We start from the raw sequence: 793 nt of genomic DNA, 5'->3' as shown, positions 1-793 counted from the left end.
GTTTGCGCTCAGCTGCTAAGGCATGCAAAACTTCAAGTTCGGTAAAGTTATCAACAACAAAACAGCCAATATTCGCATCAAGAGCCATTTCCATTTCTTCAATCGTTTTATTATTTCCGTGAAAATGAATGCGTTCAGCTGGATATCCAGCTTCAAGCGCTGTAAATAATTCGCCTCCTGAGACCACATCTAGTGACATATCAAGCTTCGTTAAAAGGCTAGCCATTTCCATACAAAGAAATGCTTTCCCTGCATAGGCGATTTGATATGAAAATCCGCTTCTTCGAAAGGCTGAATGGAAGGCCTTGCATTTCATTTCAATTAATTCTTGATCGTAGATGTATAGGGGAGTGCCGTATTGTTTTTTCAGTTCGACCGTATCGCACTGCCCAATTTCTAAATGATTGCTGCTGTTAATTTTACTCGTTCCATGTAAGTACATAATCCGTATCCCTCCATTTAAATCATTCAACTATAACTTTGAACTTTGATGGTCAGTAGAAAAACACAAAAAAGACCCGTGAAGTGATGTTCACGCGTCTTGGTTTCATAATAATAAAGTATTATTACATTCTAGGCATCAACATCTCTTCAATAGCTCTCCACAAACCAAATGGTTTGTGACAGCTCAGCATTTATTCAATACTGAACCAGTATATGAACACAATGGATGTTTATATACTTCGGCACGAAATCCCTTTTACTTATCTTCACTTTTCATTGACTAGACGGAGGAAAAGGAAATATAATAGGAATTACATCTAAATATAATTTTCCTCTCTGAGAATAGAGG

Annotated in this window: 1 protein-coding gene and 1 riboswitch; the gene reads right to left on the bottom strand. The window is 37.2% G+C overall.

The features are described from left to right. Nucleotides 1-442, bottom strand: a 442-nt coding sequence (locus AC1DRF_RS30540) for a diaminopimelate decarboxylase family protein (protein ID WP_477742640.1), incomplete at its 3' end; no start/stop codon positions are given. Between the two features lie 145 nt (nucleotides 443-587). Continuing rightward, a riboswitch (Lysine riboswitch) is annotated at nucleotides 588-772 on the bottom strand. Nucleotides 773-793 lie beyond the last annotated feature (21 nt).

The sequence above is a fragment of the Priestia sp. P5_B4 genome, assembly GCF_056400385.1.
The sequence above is the reverse complement of the archived record's forward strand: the minus strand, read 5'-3'. Positions and strand labels throughout refer to the sequence as shown.